Below are 18,937 nucleotides of genomic sequence, written 5' to 3' on the forward strand. Positions count from 1 at the left end.
AGCATGAATCCATGGTCCTGGTCCTGACAGTTCGCGGGTCAGAGGGCGGCGGCCTTGCGCTCCAGCACCCCGCGCTCGCGGGCGTTCCCGCACAGGCGGGCGGCCAGCTCCAGCTCGGCCCTCGCCTCCGAAGCCCGCCCGAGCCGCGCCAGCAGCTCCCCCCGCACGGACGGCAGCAGGTAGGAGCCGCGCAGCGCGTCGGTGGCGACCAGCTCGTCGACGAGCGGCAGGGCGGCGGCCGGGCCGTGCGCCATCGAGACCGCGACGGCGCGGTTGAGCTCGACGACAGGCGACGGCGCGACCCGGCCGAGCGCCTCGTAGAGCAGCACGATCCGGTCCCAGTCGGTCGCGGGGACGGACGACGCCATGTCGTGCTGCTCGGCGATCGCGGCCTGCAGCCCGTACGGCCCGAGGCCGCGCCCGACGGCGACCGCCCGCGCCAGGGCGGCCCGCCCTCGCGTGATGGCCGACCGGTCCCAGCGCCGGCGGTCCTGGTCCTCGAGGAGCACCGGCTCACCGTCCGGCCCGGTGCGGGCCGGGAAGCGGGCCGCCGTGAGCTCGAGCAGGGCCAACAGCCCCTGCGCCTCAGGCTCGTCGGGCATCAGCCGGCTCAGCACGCGCGCCAGCCGCACGGCCTCGGCCGCGAGGTCGGTGCGCATCCAGTCGTCGCCGCCCGACGCCGACGACCCCTCGGAGAAGATCACGTAGAGGACGTTGAGCACGGAGCCGAGCCGCTCGGCCCGGTCCTCCGCGGCCGGCACCTCGAACGGGACGCGCGCGGCGGCGAGCGTCTTCTTGGCCCGCGTGATGCGCGCCTGCACGGTCGGCACCGGGATCAGGAACGCCTGCGCGACCTCCTCGCTCGTCAGGCCGCCCACGACCCGCAGGGTCAGCGCGACGCGCGCCTCCTTCGCCAGGACGGGGTGGCAGGCGACGAACAGCAGCGCGAGCCGGTCGTCGGGGATGCGGTCCGGGTCCCACAGCAGGTCGGGGCGCTCCTCGGCCGCCGCGCCCGAGACTCCCGGCCCGCCGGTGACCACGCCGCCCTCGTCCAGGTCCCGGGCGAGGGCGGCGTACCGCTCGTCGCGCCCGGCCCGGCGCCGGAACGCGTCGATCGCCCGGCGGCGGCCGGTCGCGAGCAGCCACGCGGTGGGGTCGCGCGGGATGCCGTCGCGCGGCCACGCGACCAGGGCCTCCGCGAGCGCCTCGGACGCGACGTCCTCGGCGAGGGCGAAGTCGTTCGTGTAGCGGGCGAGCGCGCCGACGATCCGGCTGGACTCGATGCGCCACACGGCCTCGACGGCACGACGCGAGGCCGCGCCGTCGGCGCGGCCTCCGTCGTCGGGGGTGGACCCGGTCACTCGGCGCGCTGCGCCTGCTGCTCGCGCCATCCCTCTTCCTTCTGGATCCACTCGTTGTCCTGCGGGAAGTCCTCGGCCCCGTGCACGCGGCGCACCTCGAGCTTGGTGCCCGGGCCGCTGAGCGGCGCCCGCTTGGCCCACTCGATGGCCTCCTCCTTGGACGCGACGTCGAGGATCCAGAAGCCGTTGAACAGCTCCTTCGTCTCGCCGTAGGGGCCGTCCGTGACGACCGGGTTTTCGGAGGAGAAGTCGACCACCGACCCCTCGGAGGCGTCCGACAGACCCTCGCCCGCCGCCAGCACGCCGGCGTTCATCATCGACTCGTTGTACTTGCCCATGTCCTCGATGACCTTGGTGAAGTCGATCTGCTCGTAGGCAGCCTGACCCTCGTCGGTGCCTCGCATGATCAGCATGTACTTGGCCATGGTCCTGCTCCTGTCGTGATCGCGGTCACCCTCGTGGTGACTTTCTCATCCCCAGGTCGAACGGGGAACCGCAGGATCGACACCCGTCCCGAACTTTGTTTGCGCCACCCCTTGACGCATCTAGCTAATGGGCTTAGCTTTGCGGCTATGGCTACTCAGCAGAGAACCTCGGTCCAGTACCTCCGCCTACCCGAGGGGCGCATCGCCTACACCGACTCGGGCGCCGGCCCACTCATCGTCGCCGTGCCCGGGATGGGGGATCTCCGCGCCACCTTCGACGACCTCGTCCCGGAGCTCACCGGCGCCGGCTACCGCGTGGTCGTCACCGACCTGCGCGGCCACGGTGACTCCGACACCACGTTCTCCACTCACGGCGACGACGTCACGGGCACCGACCTCGTCGCGCTCGTCGAGCACCTGGACTCCGGCCCCGCCGTGCTGATGGGTAGCTCCGTGGGCGGTTCCGCCGCCGTGTGGGCCGCCGCCGAGCGGCCCGACCTGGTGCGCGGACTGGCGCTGCTCGCCCCGCACCTGCGCGAGCCCAACTCCCCCGCCCTGCTGCAGGTCTACCGCCTGCTGTACCGGGCGGCGTTCGCCCGGCCCTGGGGCGGCGCCGTCTGGGCCTGGCTCTACACGTCGATGTTCTCCAAGGGCCGTCGCTCGCCGCGCCACGCGCAACACGTCGCGGAGATCCGCCGCAGCATGGCCGACCCGGCGCACCTGCGCTCGTTCCGCCACCTCGCCGTCTCCCTCGACCATTCCGTCGTCGAACCGCAGGTGCCCCGCGTCCAGGCTCCCGCGCTCGTCGTCGTCGGCGAGCTCGACCCGGACTACAAGGACGCGGGCGCCGAGCTCGAACGCATGCGCGCCGCGCTCGACGCACGCTCCCTCTTCGTGCCCGGCGTCGGGCACTACACGCAGCACCAGGCGCCGGACGTCGTCGCGCCGGCGCTGCTCGACTTCCTCACGGGTCTCGACCCTTCGACAGACTCAGGGCGGCGCGCGCACGAGAACGGCACCGGCGAGGAGGAAACCCGTGCCTAGGGTCGGCCTTTCCCGCGATGCCGTGGTCCGCATCGCGCTGGGCCTGGTGGACGACGGCGGGCCGACCGGGCTCACCGACCTCACGCTCGCGAAGGTCGCCGCCACGGCCGGCGTCGCCACCCCGAGCCTCTACAAGCACGTGGGCTCGCTGGCGGCCCTGCGCCGGCACATCGCGGTGGTCGCCCTCGAGGAGATGGCGACCGCGACCGCCGCCGCGACGATCGGCCGCGCCGGCCCTGACGCCCTGCGCGGCCTCAGCCGGGCCTGGCGCGCCTACGCCCTCGAGCACCCCGGGCGGTACGCCGCCACGCAGATGGCCCCCGACCCGGACGCCCCCGACGAGGCCGAGCACCGCGCTGCCGGAGTCGGCGTGGTCACGCTCGTCGCGGCGACGCTGCGGGGTTTCGGGCTGCCGCAGGAGCGCACGATCGACGCGGTGCGGACCGTCCGCGCCGGCATCCACGGCTTCGTCACGCTCGAGCTCGCCGACGGGTTCCGCCTGCCCGAGGACCTCGACCGCAGCTTCGACGTGCTGGTCGACATGCTCGTCGCCGGTGTCACCGCCCTGGGCAACGCCTCGCCCACTCTCCCCAAGGAGCGACCATGACCGTCCCCATCACGCCGGCCGTCACCACGGCCGGCCCGTCCACTCCCCCCGGACCGGCCGACCTTCGCCGCACCGCCCGCTGGACCGCCGTCGGCGCCGCCGCCGCAGGCGTCCTGCTCCTGCTGTTCCCGGTGCTACGCCCCTGGCCCGACGAGTCCGTCGCGAGCCTCGCGCTCGCCGAAGGGTTCGCGTCCGACCGCTGGGTCCTCGCGCACCTGTGCGGCATCGCCGGGCTCGGGCTGCTCGCACCCACCTTCCTCGGTCTGCGCGCGGTGCTGCGCGGCCGCCCGACGACCCGTGGCCGGGCCGCGACGGCGGCCGTCGTGACCGCCTGGGCGGGCGCGGGCCTGTGCGCCCTCTACTACGGCGCGGAGATCTTCGGCATCCGCACGATCGCACAGGCCGCGCTGCGCACGGGCGACGCCGCCCTGCTCGCCGACGTCGACGTGCTGCGCGAGCAGCCCGCGGCCATGGCGCTGTTCGGCGTCGGGCTGGCCCTCGTCGCCGCATCGGGCGTGCTGATGGCGGTCGCCCTGTGGCGGGCCGGCCCGCTCGGCCGGTGGGCGGGCGTCGTGCTGGCCGCCGGCCTCGTGCTGTACCTGCCGCAGTTCTTCGGCTCCCCGGCCGTCCGCGTCGCGCACGGCGTGCTGGTCGCGGCCGGCCTGCTCCTCGTGGCGTGGACGGTCGCGCGGGTCGTCGCCGCGCCCGGGAGGACGACGACGGCCGGCCACCCCGCAGGATGACCGGCCGTGCGCTCCTGGATCGCCCTGGGCGTTACTCGCCGCCCCGGAGGATCGCCAGCAGGCGCAGGATCTCCAGGTACAGCCAGACGAGCGTGACGATCAGGCCGAAGGCGGCCGACCAGGCGAACTTGGCCGGGACGCCCTGCTCGACGCCGCGCTTGATGGAGTCGAAGTCCATGATCAGCGACATCGCGGCGAGACCGACCGCGACCAGGCCGACGACGATGCCGATCGGGCCGGAGCGCAGCCCCCAGCCATCCAGCACACCGGTCCACGTGAGGACCACGTTGATGAGCGAGAACGCCAGGTAGCCGACCATCGCGACGAGCAGCCAGCGCGTGAACTTCGGCGTGACACGCACCTTGCCGGACTTGAACAGGAACAGCGCGGCGGCGAAGGTCGCCATCGTCGCGACGACGGCCTGCAGCACGATCGGCGCCAGCGGCTCACCCGAGCTGCCGACGGCGGCCTGCGCGAACACGATGCTGATCCCGCCGAGGAATACGCCCTCGGCGACGGTGTACGCGACGATGAGCGCCGGGCTCGGGCTCTTCTTGAACGCGTTGACCAGGCCGAGCACGAGGCCGGCGATCATGCCGATCGGCCACAGGGTCGGCGCGAAGTTCCACGTGGCCACCGCGACGACGACGAGCAGCGCGAGCAGCCCGCCGGTCTTGATGATCACGTCGTCGTAGGTGAGGCGCTTGGTGTCGGCCGTCGTGGCCGACGGTGCGCCGTACATGGACTCGAGCGACGTGGCGTCGGCGGCCGGCGCCGCGGTGCCGGCACCGTAAGCGACCTGCCCGTACTGCGGCTGCGGCGGCGCGGTGGCCGCGCTTCCGCGGCGCGCGCCGTTGCGGCGCGGCTCGCCGAAGACGGCGCTGTTCGAGAAGACGGGGTTGCTCATGAACTCCTCCTGGTCGCGGCTGCCGGGTCCCCGCCGACAGGGCGTCGGCGGACAGGGCCGGGTCGCTGGCCGTGCGTGCGATCCATCGTAGGCAACGCACGGCCCCCGCGATACGTTCCCGCGGAGAGCGCCGCCCGCAGCGCCAGGTCGAGGTCGTCGGATCGCATGACCGCATGATCGTCCTTCCGCACGGATCACCCGCCCAGATCACCCGCCCGCTGCTCGTGACGTAGCCGTGACCGGCACGTAGGCTCGGGAACGACCCGTGCTCCCGCGACGACGGCACCCCGAGGGGCGACATGATCGAAGCACACGGCCTGACCAAGCGATACGGATCCAAGCTCGCGGTGGACGACGTGACGTTCACCGTGCAACCGGGCGTGGTCACGGGCTTCCTCGGCCCCAACGGGGCAGGCAAGTCCACCACCATGCGGATGATCGTGGGCCTCGACCGCCCGACGGCGGGCAGCGTCACCGTCAACGGGCGCCCGTACGCCCGGCACGCGGAGCCGCTGGCCGAGGTGGGCGCCCTGCTCGAGGCGAAGGCGGCGCACCCCGGCCGCACCGCACGCCAGCACCTGCAGGCGCTGGCGGCCACCCACGGCATCACGACCTCGCGCGTGGACGAGGTCATCGAGCTGACCGGGCTCGCCCCTGTCGCCCGCAAGCGGGTGGGGGGCTTCTCCCTCGGCATGGGGCAGCGCCTCGGCGTCGCGGTCGCGCTGCTCGGCGACCCGCGCACGCTCATCCTCGACGAGCCCGTCAACGGCCTCGACCCCGAGGGCGTGCTGTGGGTGCGCAACCTCGCCCGGTACCTCGCCGGCCAGGGGCGCACCGTGTTCCTGTCCAGCCACCTCATGAGCGAGGTCGCGCTCACCGCCGACCACGTGATCGTCATCGGCCGGGGTCGCATCCTCGCCGACACCTCGGTGCAGGAGCTGCTCGACGGCGCGTCGCGACGCACGGTGCGCGTGCGCTCGCCGCAGGCGGCCGACCTCGCCGAGGCGCTGCGGCGCGACGGGACGGTCGAGGTGACACCGGGCGACGACGGCGTGCTCGAGGTCGCCGGCCTGGAGGCGGCGCGCGTCGGCGAGGCAGCGGCCGCGGCCGGCATCGTCCTGCACGAGCTCACGCCGCAGGCGTCCACGCTGGAGGAGGCCTACATGGAGCTGACCGCCGACTCCGTCGAGTACCACGCGGAGGACGTCGCGGCCGCGTCGGGGCCGCCGCCGAGCGCCCCGCCGGAGGCCCCGCCGGCGCCGGACGCCGGGGCGAGCCAGGGAGAGGCCCGATGACCGCCGCGACCCGCACGACCTCCGCGCCCGACACCAGGCCGCCGACGGTCACCGTGCACCGTGTGACCTTCGCTCGCGTGCTGCGGTCCGAGTGGATCAAGTTCCGCACCCTGCGCTCCACGGTGTGGACGGTGATCATCACCGTGGTGGTGATGGTCGGGTTCGCTCTGATGATGGCCGCGATCATGCGGGTGTCGGCCGACAACGCCGAGATGTCCGAAGGGATGAACAGCGACCCCGGGTTCCAGTCCCTGGGGATGACCGGCACGACGGTGATCACGCTGGGCTACTCGTTCGGGCAGCTCGCCGTCGCCGTGCTCGCGGCGCTCGTCGTGACGAACGAGTACTCGACCGGGATGATCCGGTCCACCTTCGCCGCCGTCCCGAAGCGGCTGCCCGCGCTGTGGGCCAAGCTCGTCGTCGTCGTGCTGGCCACCGTCGTGGTCGTGGCGGTGGCCCTGGCGGCCGCCTACCTCGTGACGCTGCCGATCCTCGACGCCGCGAACCTGTCGGTGGACCTGTCCGACAGCGAGCAGCTGCGCGCGCTTCTCGGGTGCGTGCTCTACCTCGCGACCGTCGCGGCGTTCTCGCTGGCGGTCGGCACCCTGCTGCGGCACTCCGCCGGGGCGATCTTCACCCTGGTCGCGATCTTCTTCGTGCTCCCGATCATCTTCAACATCGTCGTCGCCGCCTCGGATGCCGCCTGGACGGACTGGGTCAACAAGCTGCTGCCCAGCGTCGCCGGCGAGCGGATCATCTCGACGGGCCCATCGTCCGACACCCTGCTCGACCCCTGGGTCGGCTACGCCGTCCTCGCCGGCTACACGGTCGTGCTGCTCGTGGCGGCGGCGATCACGCTGAAGCGCCGGGACGCCTGAAGCGGTTCGGACCCGCTGGTTGAGCCTGTCGACCGGGTTTCGACAGGCTCAACCAGCGGGTTTCGACAGGCTCGACCAGCGGGTTTCGACAGGCTCAAACAGCCGTGCCCGCCGCCTTCTCCTCGGCGAGCTTCGCCTGGATCGCAGCACGCTCGGCCTTGGCCGCGGCCCGATGGGCCGCCTTCTGCGCCCGGCGCTCGGCACGGATCGCGCGCTTGCCCGAGCGGCGCTCCTTGCGCCCCTCGATGAGCGAGTACAGGACGGGCACCACGAACAGCGTGAGCAGCGTCGAGGAGATGAGCCCGCCGATGACCACGAGCGCCAGCGGCTGGCTGATGAACGACCCGCCGCCCGTCAGGCCGATCGCCATCGGCGTCAGCGCGAAGATCGTCGCCAGCGCCGTCATGACGATGGGGCGCAGGCGCTTGCGGGCGCCCTCGCGCACGGCCTCCTCGAGCGACCGGGGGTGCTCCCTCGACGGGTCCCGGTACTGGTTGATGAGGTCGATGAGCACGATGGCGTTCGACACGACGATGCCGACCAGCATCAGCACGCCGATGAGCGCCGGGACGCCCAGCGGGGTGTTCGTGGCGAGCAGGGCCAGCAGCGCGCCCGTGGCCGAGAACGGCACCGACACCAGCAGGATCAGCGGCTGCACCAGCGACCCGAACGTCGCGACCATCACCAGGAAGACGATGGCGATCGCGGCCACCAGCGCCAGGCCGAGGTCGGCGAAGGCGTCCGCCTGGTCCGCGGCGACACCGCCGATCTCGACCGTGGCGCCCGCGGGCAGGTCCAGGTCGTCGGTCGCGGCGGTGATGTCGGCGCTGAGCGTGCCGACGTCCTGCGTCTCCGGGGTCACGGAGACGGTCGCCGAGCGCTCGCCGTCGGTGCGGGAGATCGACGTGGGCACATCCACCTTCTCGACCGTCGCGACGTCCGTGAGCGGCACCGTGCCGGCCGCCGTGGGGAGCTCGAGGTCCTCGATCTCGCCCAGCGTGGCCGGGGCGTCGCCGGTCTTCACGACGACGTCGATCGGGCCGTCACCGAGGTCCACCTCGCCGGCGGTCTGCTCGGGGCCCATGGCCCCCGCGACGATGCCGGAGACCTGGGTCTCGGTGAGCCCGGCCGCGGCCGCCTTCTCGCGGTCCACGTCCACCTGCACCACCTGCTGCGCGGCGGAGAGGTCGTTGGACACCTCGGCCACGCCGTCCAGGTCGGACACCGCGTCGGTGACCTGCTGGGCCGCGGCCTCGAGGTCGTCGCCGTCCTGCGACTGCACCACCAGGTCCACGGTGCTGGAGCCGAAGCCGGAGTCGCCTCCGGAGACGCTGACGTCGGTCGTGACGCCGCCGGTCAGCGGCTCGACCGCGTCGCGGATCTCCTCCTGCGCGGCCGCGCCGTCGGCGTCCGGGTCGAGGGTGATCGCGAACGTCGCCTGCGGCGCGGAGCCGCCGCCCATGAACGCCGCCTGCGCGGCGTCGCCCGTGCCGACGGTGGTCTGGATGCTCTCGACGGCGTCCACCTCGGCCAGGGCGTCCTCGACGTCGGTCGCGGCGGCGTCCTGGGCCTCGAGCGCAGCGCCGGACTCGAAGGTCTGCGTCACGGTGACGGTGTCCTGGCCGGAGTCCCCGATGAAGTTGGTCTCCAGGCGCGGCACCAGCGCGAGCGTGCCACCCAGGACGACGACCGCCACGACGAGCGTCACCCACCGGTGGCGTAGCGACGCCGCGAGGGTGGGCACGTACGCCCGCTGCCACAGACCGCGGCGCTCCTTGGCCTCGGCGGCCTCGCGGACGCGCTCGGCCTCGGCCGGGTCGGTGGCCACGGCGGGCGCCTTGACGAACCAGTACGCGAGCACGGGCACGATCGTCAGTGCCACGACCAGCGACGCGAGCATCGCGATCGCCACGGTCACCGCGAACGGCCGGAACAGCTCGCCCACCATGCCGCCGACCAGCGCGATCGGGAGGAAGACCGCGACCGTGCTCACGGTCGACGCGGTGATCGCGCCGCCCACCTCGCGCACGGCGGTGAGGATCGCCTCCTTCTTGTCCTCGCCGTAGGACAGGTGCCTCTTGATGTTCTCGATGACGACGATGGCGTCGTCGACGACGCGGCCGATCGAGATGGTGAGCGCGCCCAGCGTGAGGATGTTCAGCGTGTACCCGGTGGCGTTCATGACCACGAAGGTCACGGCCAGCGACAGCGGGATCGACACGGCCGACACCAACGTGGAGCGCAGGGAGACCAGGAACACGAGGATGACGATCACGGCGAAGAGCAGGCCGAGACCACCCTCGGTGGCGAGGCCCTCGACCGACTCCTCGATGAACGGCGCCTGGTCGAAGACGACGGCGGTGGTGACGCCGGCGGCGTCGAGCTCCGGCTTCAGTTCGTCCAGCACGTCCTGGACCGCGTGGGAGACGTCGACCGTGTTGCCGTCCGGGGTCTTGGTGATGGCGACGCCGAGCGACGGCTCGCCGTCGAGCCTGGAGTGCGAGGTTGCCTCGACCGGGGCCACCTCGACGCTGGCGACGTCGGCGAGCTCTGTGGGCTCTGCGGGCTCGGGCGGGGCGGCCGTGCCGTCCCCGATCTCGCCGGTGGTGCCGCCGGTGGCGTCGCCACCGCCCGTCGTCGCGCCCGCAGCGGGGTCGGCGACCAGCGGGAGCTGCTCGAGCTCCTTGACGCTGTCGATGCTGGACCCGGCCTGCACGGAGTACGTGACGTCGTCGTCGGTGATGGTCCCCGCAGGCAGCACGACGCCGTTGTCCTTCAGCACGGACGTGACGTCGTCGGTGGTCAGGCCTGCCGCCGCGAGCTTCTTCGTGTCGACGTCGACCAGCACCTGGTCCGTCTCGCCGCCCGTCACGGCCACCGAGCGCACGTCGTCGACGTCCTCGAGGGCCGGCACGACGACGTTCTCCACGGTGTCCGCGAGCGCCGCGGCGTCCAGGGAGTCGTCGGCTCCGGCGGCGGCGAGCTGGATGACGGGCAGGTCGTCCAGCGAGCCCGTGATCACCTGCGGCTCCACGTCCTGGGGTAGCTGCGACTGGGCACGGGTGACGGCCGTCTGGAGCCGCTGCGCGGCGGCGTCCATGTCGGTGCCGTACACGAACTGCACGGTGGTGACCGAGCTGCCCGTGGACGCGGTGGAGCCGACGGACTCGATGCCCTCGACGGACTCGGCGGCGGCCTCGAGCGGCTCGGTGACGCGCTGCTCCACCACCTCCGGCGAGGCACCGGGGTACACCGCGACGACGGCGCCGGCCGGGAGCTCCAGCGACGGGATGAGCTCCTGCTTGAGGGAACCCAGGCTCAGCACCCCGAAGACGAAGATCGCAATCGTCGCGAGGGCGACGACGGCACGGTTCGCCAGGGAAATGCGGGCAAGTCGGAACACACTCACTCCAGTCGGGGCGGTCGGCAGGTGGGGCACGACTCCGCTGTCGTGACGCAGGGGCTGAACGGACGATACGCGCCCGGAGTTCCCGCGACATCCTCGGAAGGACGGACGGGCGCCGGGCGGCTTCCCGCCCGGCGCCCGCCTTCGTCCTTGCGGGGTCAGAGCTCCGCGACGGCCTCCTCGGGCGTGCCCTCGACGGCGCGCGCGGCGCGGTTCCACCGCGACCACAGCACGCGCTCGCCGAGCGGGCCGGCCATGCGGTGCGCCGTCACGACGAAGACCACGGCGCCGACGAGCAGCACGGCGGCGCCGACCCAGTAGGGCAGCGCGAGGCCGGCGGGGGCGAGCAGGCCGGCGATGACCGGGGCCGGGGCGGCGAAGCCCCAGCGCACGAGGTTGAAGGCGCCGGTGGTGACGCGGCGGTCGGGGTCGCCCAGCGCCAGCGACAGGTCGGTGAGGATCGCGTTGGCGATGCCCATGAACACCCCCGCGACGACGAGCACGACGATCGAGGCCGCCGTCGGGAGGCCGAGGGCGAGCAGCACCGTCATGAGGAGGACGCCGCCGACGGCGACGCCCAGCGTCTGCACCGAACCGATGGTGTGCGCGAGCTTGTGGCCCACGACGAGGATGCCGAAGGCGAGGCCCAGGCCCCATGCGGTGAAGACCAGGCCGAGCGGCACGACGTCGAGCCCGAGGAAGATCGGCGTGTAGCCGAGGATCACGAAGAACACGAAGTTGTAGGCGGCGGTCACGACGGCGAGCGCGAGGAACGCGGGCCTGCGGAAGAGGGAGAAGACCTGGCCGACGTGCAGCTGGGTCGGCTTCTCGGCCGGGTCCTTGAGCTTCGTGATCGACATCGCCAGCGCGACGATCATGAACAGGCCGCACGCGAGGAACGGCACGCGCCAGCTGATGCTGCCGAGCAGGCCGCCGATGAGGGGGCCGACGGCGAACCCGAGACCCACGCAGGTCTCGAAGATGCCGACCACCCACTCGCGGTCGTCGGCCAGCGAGACGAGCAGCACCATCGCGGTGGCGAAGAACATCGCGTTGCCCAGGCCCCACAGGCCGCGTAGCGCGGCGAGCTGGCCGATGGAGGTGCTCAGCGCCGCGAGGATGGCCGCTATCGCGACGAGCGTGACGCCCGCGCCGAGGATCTTCTTGAACCCGAACTTCCCGGTGGCGAGTACGGCCGGGATCATGCCGACCGCCATCACCGCGATGTAGGCGGTGAAGAGCAGCTCGATCTCCCACGTGCTGGCGCCGATCTCTGCGCCGATGATCGGCAGGATCGGATCGACGACGGCGATGCCGGCGATCGCGAAGAAAGCGGTCAGCGCCGTGGCGTAGATGGCCGTCTTGTTCGGTTCGTTGCGTCTGCCTGCCACGGACTCCTCACTCCTGCCCCACGGCTGCAACCCTCGGAGGCGCTCATTTACCTGCATGATGCAGGTACATACCTGTAGAATACACCTATGACCGCTTCCCCGAGCAACCGTTCTGCGACCGACACCCTCGCGCGCGTCGAGCTCGGCCTCGCCCAGCTGCTGCGCCGGGCGGAGCGCACCAGCGCCGCCACGACCGTCCGCGGGGGGCGTGACGACCTCGACCGCTCCGGGTACCTGCTGCTGCACGCCCTGCGCGACGGCGGGCCGCAGCACGTGCGCGCGCTCGCCGACCGGCTCGGCATCGACGCCTCCACCGTGACCCGCCAGGTGGTGGCCCTCGAACGCGCCGGCCACGCGCAGCGCTCCCGTGACCCGCAGGACGGCCGGGCCGTCGTCGTCGCGGCGACCGACAGCGGCCGGCGCGCGCTCGCCGCCCAGCGCCGGCAGCGCAGCGCCACCTACGCGGCGGTGCTGGACGGCTGGACCGCCGACGACCGCGCCCTGCTCGCCGAGCTCGTCGAGCGCCTCAACGCCGATCTCGACGCCTACAAGCGCGGCGCCTCCGCCGGCTGATTCGCGCCCGCACCTTCGCCCGCTTTCGTTTGCTCTCAGCAACAATTGTCCCGGTCGCGGGACTCGCCGCTCCTGGCTACCGTCGAGAACGTTGCCCGCGGCGCGGCCGCCCGGGAACTCACCGACCCGCATGCTGAGCCCCCGCTTCGAAGGAGAGCGTCGTGAGCGTCAACGCCAATGAGGTCGACGAAAGCGCACGAGACGCCGCGAGGCGCAGCCGCCTGCGACGCGCAGTCGCGGCCTGTATCGCCACCGCGTTGGCGCTCGCCGTCTCGCTCGTGCTGGTGCCCGGCGCCGACAGCGAGGGCGCACCGAAGTTCAACGTGCAGTGCGACGAGCTCATCGAGGGCATCGAGGGCATCGCCGATGCTGCCGACCTGCCGGGAGGCGGGCTCCCCGACGCCTACGACGAGACGATCGACGACTACGAGTACGACAACCCCGCCGAGAAGCTCAATGGCCGCGCGGAACCCACCCAGGCGGAGCTCGACAAGCTGACCGGCAGCTACAAGGACTACACGCCGGGCACCGAGGACCACCTGCTGCGCCGCTGGAAGGCCTACGAGGGCGACTGGGACTGGGGTCGCTGGCGGAACGTGTACATCCCGGCCGTGTCGAACGACTACCGGGGCGACGGCTTCCACCGGAACGTCGCCAAGCGCCTCAAGCTCGGCGGCGCCGACTGGATGTGCGAGGACAACAAGCTCTGGTCGGAGGAGAAGCTGGGCTCGGAACGCCGCTACGACTCGGTGAACCGCAAGCTCAAGATCGCGTACGAGCTGAAGTCCGGGAACTCACCCCTGAAGCTGGAACAGCTCCGCGCCGACCAGGCTCTGCGGGCCAAGGGCTGGCGGGTCGTGTACATCTTCAGCCAGGACCCGCCGCCCGGGCGCGTGCGGCTGCTGCAGCAGTACGGCATCGAGCACACCAAGCTCCGGTCGACGGCGGTGCCGACGAACCCGGCCAAGCCTGTGGGCAACGAGATGTCCCCCAGCCCCAAGAACCCGACTGGCGGCCCGGCGAAGGACCTCGCGCGGCAGTCCGGCCGCAACGCGGCCGACGCCCGGCAGGGGCAGCAGATCCGCAACGACATCGAGCAGGACAACCGGCGTCAGGGGTTCGGGACCCGTAGGCCGGGCGGCATCGACTGGACGTCGCTCGAGCTGCATTACGTCTCGGAGAATCCGAAAGACAAGGACTTCCAGTACGCGTTCTCCGCCGGGGAGCTCCCGGACGACGGCGAGGCGGAGCCGTCGTCCGGCGGCGAGGCCGCCGTCGGCCTGTCCTCCGACGCCCTCTTCACCTGGCTGTCGCTGGACCCCGGCAAGTTCTGGGTCAACCTCAACCCGGACACCCCCGACACCGTCATCGACGACGAGCTCGCAAGCACCGACGCCGGCCGCGTGCTCCTGGAGGCCGACCTGGAGCTCAAGCGGTCGCACACCGACCTCATGCGGCCGGAGAGCGAGACGGGCACGGAGTTCTGGGAGGCGCTGGAGCGCACCGAGGACGGGGTGCCGTGCTTCGACTCGTACCGGATCTGGATCGAGCCACACCCCGCGACGGTCCGCGTCGACGGCGACCAGCTGTACATCCTCGACGCCCCGCTCAAGGTGCAGCACGAGCGGATGGACATCTCGACGCCGGGCCCCGGCGGGCCCGCCTGCACCGCACCCGAGGAGGTGCTGCAGCACAACTTCGAGGTCATGGAGGACGTGGTCGGGCCGAAGCTCGAGGAGGAGGTCAACACGGCCCCGGATTTCGCCGACCTGCGCCGCGTGTACACCGCGCGCGTGGCCGCGCAGTGGCTCCGGGAGCGGGACGCCGAGCACCCGGGCGTGTTCCACGACGTCATCCAGGGGGGCGACGTCTCCGACTGGCCGGCCCGCACCGAGTGGGACCCGCAGGCGGTCTTCGAAGAGTACGTCGAGGACTTCCAGACCGTGCAGTTCCGGTACACGTGGGAGAACAAGGAGGGCGAGTTCTGGATCGAGGTGGGCGGCGGCGTCGACTTCGCCGAGTCGCCCCGCGACCCGGTCTCCGCCGAGCAGTTCGAGCAGGAGCACCCCACCCTCCCGAGGACGGTGCGCAGCTCCACCTACGAGGCCGTGAGCGTGCCGAACGCCGCGGCGGCCCCCGAGTCGGGCCAGGCGGTCAGCACTCTCGCCGCCGACGCCGAGAGTGTGGTCTGGCTCGGCGGCGGTCCCGCCCTGCAGGCGCAGGAACCCGACCCGACGGACCCCCCGGACGAGCCCGACCCGACCGACCCCGACCCGACCAACCCGCCGGACGACGGCAACGGCGGCGGGAACGACGACGGCACCACCGAGCAGGGTGGCGCCGGCAACGACCGCGGCGACGCGGCCGGACGCGTCGACCGGCAACCCCCGCCGCCGCAGGCCGACGCGCCGCAGCTCGCGGCGGCTCCCCTGCCGGGGAGCCTGCCCGCCACGGGGTTCAACCAGGCCTGGCTGGCCCCGGCCGCGGCCGCGCTGCTCCTGGCCGGGCTGGCCCTGGTGCTGCTGCGCCGACGCTGGACCCGCTGAGCCCGAATGACGACCTCCTGGAGGAATCTCGTGCAGCCGCTCGGATCACGAACCCCGGCGCGTCGACGCACGCTCGGCGCCGCCACGGCCCTCGCCACGGTGCTCACCGCCGCCGTCATCCCGCTCGCCGCGGCGCCCACGGCGTCCGCCGACCCCGTCTCCGACCTCTGCAAGGAGCTCATCAACCAGGCCAACAGCTACCTCGACGAGCTGCCGGAGGCGGGCGAGGAGGGCGTAGAGACCGAGGGCGAGGACTACACCTGGGACGACGCGTACGCCGAGTCCCTCGCCCAGCTCTCGGGCGTCCACAAGGACCAGTTCGCGAGCTACAAGGACGCCTGGCTCGAGGAGTCGCCCGGCAGCGACGAGCACGCGAAGTGGAGCTTCAAGGACTTCGTCCAGCAGCGCGAGGGCGAGATCGCGGACTGGGAGCAGGGCGGCCAGGTCGGCCCCCGCCCGGCGGACCCCCCGGACTGGAAGACCTACAAGCCGGCGTACCAGGCCTGGTCGACCGGGGTGCAGGAACAGGTCGCGTTCGAGAAGTCGGCGCTACGCAGCCTCCCCGTCAGCACCGACGCCGGCGACTGGGCCTGCCCGTCCCTCGAGCAGAGCCGGAACAACCCCAACCGGCCGACGGCGTCCAGCAAGTCGCTGAAGCAGACCATCCGCGCCGCGGAATCCGGCGGGCCCTGCCCGGCGACGCTCCGGGCCGGCTGCCCGATCGACAAGGAGCTGGAGCGGCGGATCCAGCAGGACCGGCGCGCCGGATACAAGACGCACGTCGTGGCGCGCAAGACGCCGAGCCCCGCCGCCGCACAGCGGTTCCGCTCGCTCGGCGCCAGCCACTCCACGCACCAGGCGCGGGCTGTCCCGACCAACCCCAAGCCCTCGTCCGGCTCGGCGATGAAGCCCGGGGGCACGAAGACGACCAGCGTGGTGGGCGACATGGCCGGCCGGTCCGGCAAGAACCCCGCCCAGGCCGCGATGAACCGCAGCATCACCAACCGGCTCGCGCAGAACTCGGCGCGAGGCGTGGTGCCGCGCTCGCCCGGCGGGATCGACTGGACGTCGCTCGAGCTCAAGTACGTCACCGACGACCCGAAGAACGACGACTACGGGTACGCCTTCTCGGCGGACGAGCTGCCCGACGACGCCGAGGAGCCGGGCTACGGCGGCGAGGTGTCGCTGAACCTGTCCTCCGACGCGCTGTTCACCTGGCTCGCACTGGACCCCAGCCAGTTCTGGGTCAACCTCAACCCCGACACCCCCGACACCGTCGTCGACGAGCAGTTCGGCACCACCGACGCCGGCCGTGTCCTGCTTGAGGCCGACCTCTCGATGAAGAAGACGCTGTCCGACCTCATGGACCCGGCGACCGAGACAGGCAAGACGTTCTGGGACTCGATGGAGCGGTCAGAGGACGGCGTCCTCTGCTACGGCGGGATGCGTGCCTGGATCGAACCACAGCCCGCCAAGGTCAGAGCGGACGGCGATCAGCTGTACATCCTCGACGCCCCACTACGGGTGCAGATCGAGCCGATGGAGTTCGACTGGGACCCGCCGGGCGGCGACTCGTGCGATGGCGTCCCGGAGGAGATCGAGGAGGCGAACACGAAGCTCTACATCGACACCTTCGCCCCTCTGCTCGAGGAGCACGTCAACGCCGACCCGGAGTACGCGGACATGCGACGCGTGTACACCGCGCGGGTCGCTGCGGAGTGGATCAAGGACCGCGACGCGAGGCGGCCCGGCGCCTTCCACGACATCATCGGCTCGGGCGACGTCTCGGCATGGCCCGCCCGCACCGACTGGGACTTCGACGAGACCTTCGACGAGTTCATGAAGCTGCTGCAGACCGTCCAGTACACCTACGAGTACGAGTACGGCGAGCAGGAGCTATACATCGAGGTGATGGGCGGCATCGAGCTCCCCGACGCACCGCGCGACCAGACGCCGAAGGAGGAGTTCGAGCGCGACCATCCGACGCTGTCGCGCAGCGTCCAGGACGCCCGCTTCGACACCGTGAGCGAGCCGCCCGCGATCGCCGCCGAGGACGACGTCGCCACGCTCGACGACCCGGCGACGGGCACGGCGTGGCTCGGCGGCGGCACGTTCGAGGAGGCGGCCGTGCCCGACCCGCCCGACGAGCCGGAGCCGTCCGACCCCCCGGTGGACGATGGCGGTGGCGGTGACGACGGTGGGGCCGCCCCGGGCGACGGCCGCGACGACGACGCCGGGCGCGGCGACCACCAGCCGCAGCCCCCGCGCGCCGACCCGCCGCACCAGACCGCTCTCCTGCCCGGCGAGCTCGCGGCCACGGGCTTCGACGCCCTCTGGCCGGTGACGGCGATCGCGCTGGTCCTCGCGGGCCTCGCCCTGGTGCTGCTGCGCCGGCGCTTCCACCGGCCCTGACCTGCCGCGGGAGGGTTGCGGCCCGGGCGCGTCTGCCATGAGCAGATGCGCTGGGGGCAGAGAACCCTCCCGCGGCGGGGCCGCGCGGCGGACCGTGGAGGCATGAGCACACCAGCACCGACCATCCCGTCCACCTTCGACGACCAGCTCTCCGCCCGGCTGCTGCACCAGCGCATCGTGGTGGTGGGCAGCGAGATCGACGACGCCGTCGCGAACCGCGTCAGCGCCCAGCTCCTGCTGCTGTCCGCCGAGGACACCGGCTCCGACGTCGCCCTGTACGTGAACTCCCCCGGCGGCTCCGTCACGGCGGGCCTCGCCGTCTACGACACGATGCGCCTGCTGCCGAACGACGTCGTCACGGTGGGCTTCGGCTTCGCCGCGAGCATGGGCCAGTTCCTGCTGACCGCGGGCACCAAGGGTAAGCGGTACGTGCTGCCCCACACCCGCGTGATGATGCACCAGCCCTCCGCCGGCATCGGCGGCAACGCCGTCGACATCGCGATCCAGGCCGAGAACCTGGAGCACACCAAGCGCGTGATGCACGAGCTCACCGCCCAGCACACCGGCCGCACGGTGGAGCAGATCACCGCCGACGCCGACCGCGACCGCTGGTTCACCGCCCCCGAGGCGCTGGAGTACGGGCTGGTCGACCGCATCGTGGAGTCCGTCGAGGACGTGCGGCCCTCGGCCACCGGCCGGAAGGCGGGGCTGTGATGAACAAGATCATGAGCAGCTACACGATCCCGAACGTCGTCGAGCGCACCCCCATGGGCGAGCGCTACTCCGACGTCTTCAGCCGGCTGCTCCGCGACCGCATCATCTTTCTCGGCACCGAGATCGACGACGGCGTGGCGAACGTGGTGATGGCCCAGCTGCTGCACCTGGAGTCGGAGGCCCCCGAGCAGGAGATCGGCCTGTACATCAACTCCCCCGGCGGCTCCGCGACGGCCATGACCGCGATCTACGACACGATGCAGTACGTGCGCGCCGACGTCGCGACCACCTGCATGGGCCAGGCCGCGTCCGCGGCCGCCGTGCTGCTCGCCGCGGGCACGCCCGGCAAGCGGACCGTGCTGGAGCACTCCCGGGTGCTGCTGCACCAGCCGTCCGGCCAGGGCCAGGGCACGGTGTCCGACCTGGCCATCCAGGCCCGCGAGGTGCTGCGGCTGCGCGCGGAGACCGAGCAGCTGCTGGCCCGGCACACCGGCCAGACGGTCGACCGCCTGCGCACCGACACGGACCGCGACCTCATCCTGTCCGCGCACGACGCCGTCGAGTACGGCGTCGCGGACGCCGTCGTCAGCTCGCGCAAGCTGTCCGCCCAGGCGGCCTGATATTCACCCCCCTGA

15 protein-coding genes are annotated in these 18,937 nt (G+C 72.4%); 10 read left to right on the forward strand and 5 right to left on the reverse strand.

Translation table 11 applies throughout. The annotated features are described in order from the left end of the window. Window positions 1-38: 38 nt before the first annotated feature. On the reverse strand, window positions 39-1,391 hold the full coding sequence (locus AC1C2V_RS02690; RefSeq protein ID WP_495388019.1) for an RNA polymerase sigma factor: 1,353 nt from the start codon (window positions 1,389-1,391) through the stop codon (window positions 39-41). After that, window positions 1,358-1,786: a YciI family protein gene (locus AC1C2V_RS02695; protein WP_495388020.1), complete on the reverse strand. Its 429-nt coding sequence runs from the start codon at window positions 1,784-1,786 to the stop codon at window positions 1,358-1,360. Before AC1C2V_RS02695 ends, AC1C2V_RS02690 begins: the two co-directional genes overlap by 34 nt. 147 nt (window positions 1,787-1,933) lie before the next feature. Here AC1C2V_RS02695 and AC1C2V_RS02700 point away from each other — a divergent pair, with 147 nt between their 5' ends. From AC1C2V_RS02700 to AC1C2V_RS02710, 3 genes are read left to right on the forward strand one after another with little or no spacing between them, the layout of a single operon-like run. Continuing rightward, entirely contained in the window at window positions 1,934-2,830 is an 897-nt protein-coding gene (locus AC1C2V_RS02700; protein WP_495388021.1) for an alpha/beta fold hydrolase, read from the forward strand. Continuing rightward, window positions 2,823-3,437: a TetR/AcrR family transcriptional regulator gene (locus AC1C2V_RS02705; RefSeq protein ID WP_495388022.1), complete on the forward strand. Its 615-nt coding sequence runs from the start codon at window positions 2,823-2,825 to the stop codon at window positions 3,435-3,437. The genes AC1C2V_RS02700 and AC1C2V_RS02705 overlap by 8 nt, the downstream gene beginning before the upstream one ends. Continuing rightward, the gene (locus AC1C2V_RS02710) at window positions 3,434-4,180 is read left to right on the forward strand and encodes a hypothetical protein (protein WP_495388023.1); all 747 of its coding nucleotides are present in this window, start codon (window positions 3,434-3,436) and stop codon (window positions 4,178-4,180) included. The genes AC1C2V_RS02705 and AC1C2V_RS02710 overlap by 4 nt, the downstream gene beginning before the upstream one ends. 31 nt (window positions 4,181-4,211) lie before the next feature. On the opposite strand, the gene AC1C2V_RS02715 is transcribed toward AC1C2V_RS02710, so the two are convergent. Continuing rightward, a complete protein-coding gene (locus AC1C2V_RS02715) occupies window positions 4,212-5,087 on the reverse strand; it encodes a Bax inhibitor-1/YccA family protein (RefSeq protein ID WP_495388024.1) in 876 nt (291 codons plus the stop codon). A 299-nt stretch (window positions 5,088-5,386) separates the two neighbouring features. Here AC1C2V_RS02715 and AC1C2V_RS02720 point away from each other — a divergent pair, with 299 nt between their 5' ends. Beyond that, window positions 5,387-6,382 carry an ABC transporter ATP-binding protein gene (locus AC1C2V_RS02720; protein ID WP_495388025.1) on the forward strand — a complete coding sequence of 332 codons (996 nt, stop codon included), beginning with the start codon at window positions 5,387-5,389 and terminating at the stop codon, window positions 6,380-6,382. Beyond that, window positions 6,379-7,260 (forward strand): DUF2705 family protein, encoded by an 882-nt coding sequence (locus AC1C2V_RS02725; protein WP_495388026.1) that lies wholly within the window; start codon window positions 6,379-6,381, stop codon window positions 7,258-7,260. The genes AC1C2V_RS02720 and AC1C2V_RS02725 overlap by 4 nt, the downstream gene beginning before the upstream one ends. Window positions 7,261-7,354: 94 nt before the next feature. Here AC1C2V_RS02725 and AC1C2V_RS02730 read toward each other — a convergent pair whose 3' ends face one another. Together AC1C2V_RS02730 and AC1C2V_RS02735 are read right to left on the reverse strand one after the other, a co-directional pair. Continuing rightward, window positions 7,355-10,663, reverse strand: a complete 3,309-nt coding sequence (locus AC1C2V_RS02730; RefSeq protein ID WP_495388027.1) for an efflux RND transporter permease subunit — start codon at window positions 10,661-10,663, stop codon at window positions 7,355-7,357. 161 nt (window positions 10,664-10,824) lie between these two features. Beyond that, entirely contained in the window at window positions 10,825-12,057 is a 1,233-nt protein-coding gene (locus tag AC1C2V_RS02735) for an MFS transporter (RefSeq protein WP_495388028.1), read from the reverse strand. An 87-nt stretch (window positions 12,058-12,144) separates the two neighbouring features. Here AC1C2V_RS02735 and AC1C2V_RS02740 point away from each other — a divergent pair, with 87 nt between their 5' ends. The 5 genes from AC1C2V_RS02740 (at window position 12,145) to AC1C2V_RS02760 (ending at window position 18,922) form a co-directional block, all read left to right on the forward strand. Then, the gene (locus tag AC1C2V_RS02740) at window positions 12,145-12,630 is read left to right on the forward strand and encodes a MarR family winged helix-turn-helix transcriptional regulator (protein ID WP_495388029.1); all 486 of its coding nucleotides are present in this window, start codon (window positions 12,145-12,147) and stop codon (window positions 12,628-12,630) included. Window positions 12,631-12,791: 161 nt separating this feature from the next. Further along, on the forward strand, window positions 12,792-15,176 hold the full coding sequence (locus AC1C2V_RS02745; RefSeq protein ID WP_495388030.1) for an LPXTG cell wall anchor domain-containing protein: 2,385 nt from the start codon (window positions 12,792-12,794) through the stop codon (window positions 15,174-15,176). Between the two features lie 30 nt (window positions 15,177-15,206). Further along, window positions 15,207-17,588 (forward strand): hypothetical protein, encoded by a 2,382-nt coding sequence (locus AC1C2V_RS02750; RefSeq protein WP_495388031.1) that lies wholly within the window; start codon window positions 15,207-15,209, stop codon window positions 17,586-17,588. Between the two features lie 102 nt (window positions 17,589-17,690). After that, window positions 17,691-18,302: a ClpP family protease gene (locus tag AC1C2V_RS02755; RefSeq protein WP_495388032.1), complete on the forward strand. Its 612-nt coding sequence runs from the start codon at window positions 17,691-17,693 to the stop codon at window positions 18,300-18,302. A gap of 11 nt (window positions 18,303-18,313) precedes the next feature. Further along, window positions 18,314-18,922 carry a ClpP family protease gene (locus tag AC1C2V_RS02760; protein WP_495388033.1) on the forward strand — a complete coding sequence of 203 codons (609 nt, stop codon included), beginning with the start codon at window positions 18,314-18,316 and terminating at the stop codon, window positions 18,920-18,922. Window positions 18,923-18,937 lie beyond the last annotated feature (15 nt).

The organism is Isoptericola sp. Y541, assembly GCF_059445465.1.